At 35.1% G+C, this 8,483-nt stretch carries 9 protein-coding genes and 2 pseudogenes; 8 read left to right on the forward strand and 3 right to left on the reverse strand.

Annotation, left to right across the window (positions count from 1 at the left end):
* Positions 1-599: hypothetical protein (locus tag AB3X49_RS13970; RefSeq protein ID WP_483298779.1), on the forward strand; the 599-nt coding region annotated here is incomplete at its 5' end.
* Positions 600-725: 126 nt separating this feature from the next.
* Here the strand turns inward: AB3X49_RS13970 and AB3X49_RS13975 are convergent.
* On the reverse strand, positions 726-1,556 hold the full coding sequence (locus AB3X49_RS13975; RefSeq protein WP_367962814.1) for a helix-turn-helix domain-containing protein: 831 nt from the start codon (positions 1,554-1,556) through the stop codon (positions 726-728).
* 428 nt (positions 1,557-1,984) lie between these two features.
* On the opposite strand from AB3X49_RS13975, the pseudogene mtnK reads away from it, so the two are divergent.
* From mtnK to AB3X49_RS13990, 3 genes and pseudogenes are all read left to right on the forward strand, one after another.
* Positions 1,985-3,158: pseudogene (mtnK, locus tag AB3X49_RS13980) on the forward strand (S-methyl-5-thioribose kinase).
* Positions 3,155-4,210, forward strand: a complete 1,056-nt coding sequence (gene mtnA, locus AB3X49_RS13985; RefSeq protein ID WP_367962816.1) for an S-methyl-5-thioribose-1-phosphate isomerase — start codon at positions 3,155-3,157, stop codon at positions 4,208-4,210. Before mtnK ends, mtnA begins: the two are co-directional and overlap by 4 nt.
* Positions 4,211-4,499: 289 nt before the next feature.
* On the forward strand, positions 4,500-4,637 hold the full coding sequence (locus AB3X49_RS13990; RefSeq protein WP_002014881.1) for a YvrJ family protein: 138 nt from the start codon (positions 4,500-4,502) through the stop codon (positions 4,635-4,637).
* Positions 4,638-4,787: 150 nt separating this feature from the next.
* On the opposite strand, the gene AB3X49_RS13995 is transcribed toward AB3X49_RS13990, so the two are convergent.
* Entirely contained in the window at positions 4,788-5,564 is a 777-nt protein-coding gene (locus AB3X49_RS13995) for a 3-hydroxybutyrate dehydrogenase (RefSeq protein ID WP_367962819.1), read from the reverse strand.
* Positions 5,565-5,760: 196 nt separating this feature from the next.
* Here AB3X49_RS13995 and AB3X49_RS14000 point away from each other — a divergent pair, with 196 nt between their 5' ends.
* From AB3X49_RS14000 to AB3X49_RS14015, 4 genes and pseudogenes are all read left to right on the forward strand, one after another.
* The gene (locus tag AB3X49_RS14000) at positions 5,761-6,093 is read left to right on the forward strand and encodes a PadR family transcriptional regulator (protein WP_002014879.1); all 333 of its coding nucleotides are present in this window, start codon (positions 5,761-5,763) and stop codon (positions 6,091-6,093) included.
* On the forward strand, positions 6,093-6,860 hold the full coding sequence (locus AB3X49_RS14005; protein WP_113709256.1) for a DUF1129 domain-containing protein: 768 nt from the start codon (positions 6,093-6,095) through the stop codon (positions 6,858-6,860). Before AB3X49_RS14000 ends, AB3X49_RS14005 begins: the two co-directional genes overlap by 1 nt.
* 13 nt (positions 6,861-6,873) lie before the next feature.
* Positions 6,874-7,638: a DUF1129 domain-containing protein gene (locus tag AB3X49_RS14010; RefSeq protein WP_367962822.1), complete on the forward strand. Its 765-nt coding sequence runs from the start codon at positions 6,874-6,876 to the stop codon at positions 7,636-7,638.
* A gap of 8 nt (positions 7,639-7,646) precedes the next feature.
* Positions 7,647-7,783: pseudogene (locus tag AB3X49_RS14015) on the forward strand (DNA-binding protein); the annotation flags it as partial.
* Between the two features lie 15 nt (positions 7,784-7,798).
* On the opposite strand, the gene AB3X49_RS14020 reads toward AB3X49_RS14015, so the two are convergent.
* The gene (locus AB3X49_RS14020; protein ID WP_193662371.1) at positions 7,799-8,416 is read right to left on the reverse strand and encodes a DUF955 domain-containing protein; all 618 of its coding nucleotides are present in this window, start codon (positions 8,414-8,416) and stop codon (positions 7,799-7,801) included.
* Positions 8,417-8,483: the final 67 nt, after the last annotated feature.

An 8,483-nucleotide genomic window follows, 5' to 3' on the forward strand; every position in this document is an offset into this window, starting at 1 on the left:
GTCCAACTGGAGCTACTGGCCCAACTGGAGAAACAGGTGCGACTGGAGCTACAGGAGCTACCGGAGAAACGGGACCAACGGGAGAAACAGGCCCAACGGGAGAAACGGGCCCAACCGGAGAAACAGGCGCAACAGGAGGAACGGGTCCTTCCATCATTAGGAACAATGCAAAATTTGCACCAGCAACTGGATCCGTCCCTACAACACTGACGAGTATGCAGCTTACACAAACGTTTAATAATAGTGATGGCAGTATTTCTCTATCAGGAGGAACTACTATCAATTTGGCTCCAAACAGCTTTTATTATGTTTCTTTAGATATTAGAATGCTTTATGATGATGGAACTGCTAATATAACAGATTTGGAAATACTTGTACATTTGAATAGTGCAGACACGGGCATAACAGATCACTATATAAAAGCAGGATTCACTGGAGCCCCTGCTACAAACATCCCAATTACTTTAAGAGCATCTGGGTTAATACAAACCGGTGCTACAAACCCACAACTCACTTTCCCAATACAGTTTAAAACAAATGGCACTAATTTAAGATTTTCTCCTACCCGATCCAATATAAGTATCATACAAATTTTCTAATTAAAGAGAATCTAGGAATTGGATGTGTCAATATTTACTGGACATTAAGTTAGGGGAATATTATGAATAGACTTTCTCAAACCGGACACTTAGCCATTAAAGCTAGGTGTTTTTTTGTATCGCTCCTCATTCCTCGTGCATAAATTCACGTTCAAAATAATACTTGTCCATCAAGTTATTCACAATACCGTTGAAATACGCAAATTTACCATTCTTCATGTTTACTCCAGATTTAATCTTCATAACAAACTCTTTGATTGCTCTGAAGCCGATTGTAAGCTCCTGGTCTTTAGTGAATGCTTTATCACCAGTAGTAAAATTAATCGTTTTATTACACTGTCTTACGACCTTCCACAGTTCTTGTATTGTTTTAGATGCACTGTAAAAAGAGTTAACGAAAGAAACGAAACGTTCTGGAACCCAATGAGCGACAAAATTTGCTTGTTTTATATTTTCTTCAGGCTTCGAGTTATTTGGTATACTATTACGTTTGTTTATATCTTTAATCTTTTGTTTTAAGGTTTTAGTAGTTGTTTTCTTGGTGTGACAAATTTCCACAGTTTTAGTAGGGTCTTCTGTGACAAGTTGTTCTTTCACAATGATTGGCTGGATAATAATAATGTTACTGGTTTGTCTCATATCACTCTTACGCTTCATTTCTAGTTGCTTAATGATACCAAGGGATTCTAAGTGGTGGCATACACGAATAACCGTTCTACGGCTAATGTGAAGTGCTTCCGCAATCTTCTTTTTGGATTTAAAAGAAACACCAAGGTATTTAGAAGAGTGGGTGTGTAAGTGATTGAGTACAGCTAATTGGTTTTTATTTAACTGATTAGCGAATTGTTTTTTATACGTTCGAACAGTACCATTTAATTCTGTAAGAGTTTGAAAGGATGCTAAGTTTTCATATGTTTCTATACTAGCAAGAATAGTAATCGCTTGTTTCTTTTTCATAAGGGCTCATCTCCTCTGAAAACAAAAAAGCAACAGAATGCCACAAAATGTAAGCAAACTGTTGCGGAGGAACCCTTATGTACGATAAAATGAGGTACATAAAGAGTTACAGCAAGTGTTTGCCTAGTTGTGATAGGCGGACGGTATAAAGGATGTTGGTAGCACCTTTTATACACGCTGTGCTCTTTTATTTTTTTATTAGTTTAATTTCGAATTTTTTCGGTAACGGATTTGGTCACAAATAACTAGAAAAGTGTTGCCATTTATAATTTTTGATATAGTACAAAACTGCGTAATATAGCTGTTTGTTGCGTTTTTTAGAAATTAAGGTTTTCTATATAAGAGAAGATAAACTTCAAACCTCTTTCTTTGTGGAAAGGGGTTTTTCTATTTTAGAAAAACCTCTGAATGAAAAGGAGGAGAAGACGATGGGATATTATTCATTAACTGAAACAACAGCTATACAATATGCGAAAGAACACGGTTATTTTGAAAAGAAAGCAAATGTAGTTTGTCATGAAATTGGAGATGGAAATTTAAATTACGTGTTCAAATTAGATGATGGAGAGAAGTCTATTATAATAAAACAAGCACTGCCATATGCGAAAGTAGTTGGTGAGAGCTGGCCACTGTCTATAAAAAGAGCGACGATTGAAAGTAAAGCATTACAAATTTTTGCGAAGTATGTGCCAGATTATGTTCCGGTAGTGTACAGTCATGATGAAGAGTTAGCAGTTACAGTAATAGAAGACTTATCAAGACTAACAATTACAAGAAAAGGATTAATAGATGGAGAAGGATATCCACTTTTATCCCAGCATATCGGTCGTTTTCTAGCACATGTTTTATACTTCAGATTTCGGTTTACAGTCAGAAGAGAAAAGGGTACTAGAAGGTACATTTGTAAATCCAGACCTTAGTAAAATTACAGAAGATTTAGTTTTTACGGATCCGTTTGGACATTATGATACGAATGATTATGAGTCAGATTTACAGTCAGTGATTGATGAACTTTGGAGTGACAAAACTTTAAAACTAAAAGTAGCACAATATAAATATAAGTTTTTAACGAGAAAAGAAGCGCTTATTCATGGTGATTTACATACTGGTAGTATTTTTTCATCACCTTCTGAAACGAAAGTGATTGATCCAGAATTTGCAACGTACGGTCCATTTGGATTTGATATCGGTCAATTTATTGCAAATCTATTATTAAATGCTTTATCTAGAGAAGAAGAAAAGAGAAGTGTACTATTTTTCCATATAGAAAAGACATGGAGTTATTTTGTAGAAAACTTTACGAAGTTATGGATTGGAGAAGGTGTAGAAGCATATACGAAAGAAAAACAATGGTTACCAATTATTTTGCAAAATATCTTTACTGATGCCGTCGGATTTGCCGGATGTGAACTGATTCGTAGAACAATTGGCTTAGCTCATGTAGCGGATTTAGATGGGATAGCAAATAAAGAAAATAGAATTCAAGCTAAAAAACAAGCGTTATCCTTAGGTAGAGAACTAATAAAATATGAAGCCAAGTGTGCTGATATTCAACTGTTTCGAACATTATTTCAACAGACAGTTGGAGGCGTAAAAGCATGAGTACAATTATTACTATTCCGAGATCTGTAAGTTGGAAAGGCGATGCAATTGCAGTATTAAATCAAACAAAGTTGCCGCATGTCACTGAATACAAAACATTAACGAATATTGAAGATGTATGGAAAAGTATCGTTATGTTAGAAGTACGAGGAGCGCCTGCAATTGGAATTGTAGCTGCGTTTGGTTTGGCGCTTGCGGCAAAGAAATACGATGCTATAAATATCTATGAGTTTCAGAAGAAGTTTAATAGAGATTGTAACTATTTAGGAACATCACGCCCGACAGCAGTCAATTTATTTTGGGCAATCGATCGTATGAGAGAATCTATTCGAGAGATTACTACAATAAAAGAAGCTCAAAAAATATTAGAAGAAGAAGCGCTTCATATTCAGCAAGAGGATGAAATGGTGTGCCGAAGTATTGGAGAACATGCTTTAACATGTTTTAAAGACGGTGATAAAATTTTAACAATTTGTAACGCTGGAAGTATTGCAACTGCTAGATATGGAACAGCATTAGCCCCATTTTATATTGGGAAAGAGAAGGGTGTGCGTTTACATGCGTATGCGTGTGAAACGAGGCCTGTTTTACAAGGTGGTCGTTTAACGACATGGGAATTGAAACAAGCAGACATTGATGTAACGCTTATTACGGATAATACTGCAGCACATGCAATTCGAACGAAAGAAATTAATGCGATTATCGTAGGGGCAGATCGAATCGTTGAAAACGGTGATACTGCTAATAAAATAGGAACATTAAATTTAGCTATATTAGCAAAGTATTTCGTTATCCCATTTTACGTTGCAGCACCGTTATCTACATTTGATACTACGAAACAAACAGGTGCTGAAATTGTCATTGAAGAAAGAGATGAAACAGAAGTTACGAAAATTTTTGGGAAACAAGTGGCGCCACTTGGAACGCCTGTATTTAACCCTGTATTTGATGTAACACCGCATGAATTAATTACGGGGATTATTACTGAGAAAGGTATTTTACGTGGAGATTATAAGCAAGAAATTACATCATTATTTGAAAAAATAAGCTAACTGCTCAGTCGCTATATAAAAAAACGGTAGAAAAGCATGTTTTTAAATGGTCGAGAGGGACTGGCTATGTATAGGAGCGGTAAGTGCCTGTTCCTACCACGCGCAACGTTTTAAAACAAAGAAAGTAGCAAGGTGTAGGACCATTTGTATCTTCATGGTAGCAATCTATATGCTGAAAAATGAAATGTATGGCTGAGTAGTTAAAAAACAAGCTAATAAAAAATAGCTTGTTTTTTATGCCTTAAGTCTTCGTTTCCTCTTATTTATGTAATGAAGGGAGGAGAGAAAGATGGAAGAGTGGATCGGGATGATAGGTAATGTGGGCTTTCCAATTGTTGTAACGCTATATTTACTCCATCGGATTGAAAGTAAATTAGACGGAGTGATTGTTGCAATTGAGAAACTCCCTAAACAATTACTAAAGTAGAAAGATCCTCGCGATAGAAAGTAAAATAAAGTTTGCTCGCGAAGAGCAAACTTTATTTTTTATCCCGCATTAACTGCCCGTAAAAGCCCGATTGGTGAAGGCTAATAATTAGTGGGGATGAACAAAACCCCCACTGATTAAAGTTTCACTTTATTGAGCAGTATAACCACCATCGATAACGACGGCTTGACCAGTTATACCTTTTGCTTTTTCACTCGCTAAAAACATAGCATAATCAGCAATTTCTTGTACTTGTAGCAAACGTTTCTGTGGTATAAGAGGATAAATGACATCTTCTAAAACATTTTCAAGTGGTACATTTCGCGTAGTTGCTAAGTCTTGTAGTTGATTTCGTACAAGAGGGGTATCAACATATCCGGGACAAAGAGCATTTACAGTAATTCCATGAGTTGCTCCCTCTAAAGCAGCAACTTTTGTTAATCCAATTACACCATGTTTCGCACTATTATAGGCAGCTTTTCCAGCGAATCCAACAAGTCCGTTAATCGAAGCAACATTAATAATACGACCATATTTTTGCTTTTTCATAATCGGAAAGGCATGTTTGATGGCGATAAATGGAGCGATTTGCATAATTTTAATAAGAAGCTCGAATTTATCAGTTGGAAAATCTTCAATCGGTGAAACATGTTGCATTCCTGCGTTGTTAATTAATACATCTAATGAACCGAAATGACGAACTGTTTGAGAAAGTGCTGCTGTAATTTCTTCTTCAGATGTAACGTCACATTTTAAACCAATGGCTTGATAGCCTTCTTTTTGCAATTGTTCAGTAGCTTCTTTTGCACGATCTTCAAGGCGATCACTAATGACAACTTTAGCACCCTCTTTGGCAAAAGCACTTCCCATTTCATAACCAATACCGCTCGCAGCACCTGTTAAAAAGACAACTCGATTTGTAACCATGATGAAAAACACTCCTTCATAATAAAAGTTCTCTTATTGCTCTATTTAGAGAGGTGATAATAAAATTCCTGCAAACATTTGGAAAAATATTGCTAGCTATCTTGTTTTGCAAAGTAGCGTTTGCTATACTATTTTGTAAAGCAAGATACTTACGCTTATCTATCTTGTAAAACAAGATAGCAGGAGGATTTCAATTATGTCGACAAGTCAAATGCTGAAAGGGATTTTAGAAGGATGCTTACTTGCTATTATTTCTGAAGGTGAAATATACGGTTATGAAATGAGTGAAAGATTAGCGAAGTATGGTTTTACAATGGCGAGTGAGGGAAGTATTTATCCGTTATTAATACGAATGCAAAAGGAAGGATTAATAACAAGTGTAATGAAGGAATCTCCATCTGGCCCAAAGCGAAAATATTATACATTAACAGAAAAAGGCGAGGAAGCACTGGATGAATTTATGGATCGCTGGGAAGCGATGCAAAGTAGTGTAGAGCGTCTACTTGAAGGGAAGGGGAGAAAAAAATAATGTTATCAAATGAAGCGCGAAATTTTTTATTAGATATGAGATTATTTTTAACTGCAAAGAGTGTGAAAGAAAGCGATATTGAAAGCTTTTTAGAAGATGCAGAGTTGCATTTAATAGAAGGTGAGGGTGAAGGGAAAAGTGTAGAAGATATTTTCGGAAGTTCACCGAAAGAATATGCGAATGAACTTGTAAAAGTGATGGAAAGGGATAGAAAGGAAAATTGGAAGCAAATTGGTTTTACGGTAATGAATATCGTATCGTTTTGGTTTATTGCTTCTATCTTAATAGTGAATAACGGAATTCTACAGATTTCACTTATTCAGTGCATTGGCTATAGCTTTACATTGATCGTAGCTGTAATGGGTCCAAATTTTCTGCTTCGTAAAATGACATTTGTAACAAGTTTTACAAAAACGTGGTTTTCCATGTGGTTTTTAGTCATGATTGCGCCAATGTTTTTATTAGGAGCAGTTCCGATATTAGATATGATATATCCTACAACGATGTTTACGTTGACTCTAGTCCAAAGTTATATATTAGCTGGAGGGATCTTTATCCTCACGGTAGCTATAAATATATATTTTGAAGGATGGTTTAAAAATTTATATTTAATTATTCCGCTTTCTATTATGTTAGTTTTTAAAACGTTCACATCGGAAGATCTCGTGCCAATGTTATTTCAAATTATATGTTTATACGGAAGTTTGTTTATTTTAATCTTCCTTGAAATTATGATGAAGGCGAATAGAAGAGAAACGGTTAAATAAGGGAGGGGTTTTAATGCAAGTTTCTAAAGAGGGAGAAAAGTTTTTAATTGATACGAAAGTGTATTTAATAACAAAAGGAATTAAAGAAGAAGATGTGGACGCTTTTATAGAGGATGCAGAACTTCATTTAATAGAAGGTGAGAAAGAGGGAAAGACGGTAAGCGATATATTCGGTGATTCACCAAAAGAATATGCGGAAGAATTAGCGAAAGAAATGGAGAAGGATAAAGGCGGGAGTATAAAGAGTATTCTTGCCATGATAATTGGTATTGGCGGGTATTGGATATTAACTCATATTTTATTTAATAATCCGAATCAGCAATTTACACTAACGAATATACAGTTAATTGGCTATCCTATCGTTTTAATCATTACGATTATTGGAACCATTGTTGCGTTTAGAATGTCTTCTTTTAAAAATAAATTTGTAGAGTTCGGGATTATTTACATAATAGTAATGGTTCCCATTTTATTATTAGTATTATTGATGTTTGTTGATAAATGGTACGGTACACCTATTTTGCAATTGTCGACAATGCAAACATATATATTAGCAGCAAGTATCTTTTTATTACTTTTTGTTGGAGAAGTGTATGTCCTTGGTTGGATGGGTGTTTTGGTGCTAATTGTTCCTTTAGCGATTATGTTTATATTTAAAGAATTAGAAGAAAAAAATGTATTTTGGGGAATTGCAAAGATATTACTTATGTATGGAAGTATATATGGATTAATGAGATGGTCTTTAAAAATTGAAGAGAGAAAAAGTGTAAACGAGTAGTTCAAAAAAAGTGGCTGCTCTGGATATACAAAAAATTATTTCCAAAGAAATACTATATTTTGATTTTTAGAGGGATTCGGTTTAGGTGTATAGTGTATCCTTTGCAGCCGGTATATCGTTTATTAATTGGAATAAATTGTTTTAAACAGTAACATGACAGTTACTGTTTTTTTCTTTGTAATAAAGAGCTTTGTAAAGAGAGCTCTTTTTGTTCGTTTGTTAATAAGGAATGAATATGGACGTTTTCAGGACGAGGTACGATAGGGTACATAAGATTTGTTGGAGAAGGATGGTGCTCCGAGCCAGTTAGGGAATGAGGATCTGCGTGAGTAAGTTTTCCATGAACACGTCTTGTAAATAAAATATGACCGACTTCGTGAGCGAGCGTATATATATTTTTCATGGGAGCAGCCGAATTTGTTAAAACGATATAACCAGTAAGTTGCTGTTGTTTTGCTAAAGAGTAAGCGCAAGCGATTACTGCGGTTTCTTTGAAATAATCACTACCAATATAACAAATATAAAGGTCGCATTCAGGAGCTTCGTTAACACAAGTTTGAAAAAAAGATGATAATTTTTCCTGACTTTGAATGGAGTTTTTATAACTAATCTCCCGATTAGAAAAACGGAAAAGCTCGTTTAGTACAATTACTTCTTTAATTTTAAATGTAATGGGATGCCAAATTGATTCTGCAACTGCTAAATCTTTTGCAATACGGTCGTCAGAAATATCGGCGCCTGGAGTAATGCAAACACATATATTAACGTATGAATTCATAAGGAACACCTCAAATGAAAAAATTCTTTCTATAATATATGTGGGGGAAAGGTCCTATGTATGGATA

Origin of the sequence: Bacillus sp. C30 (assembly GCF_040838255.1) — a bacterium.
Taxonomy (GTDB): domain Bacteria; phylum Bacillota; class Bacilli; order Bacillales; family Bacillaceae_G; genus Bacillus_A; species Bacillus_A mycoides.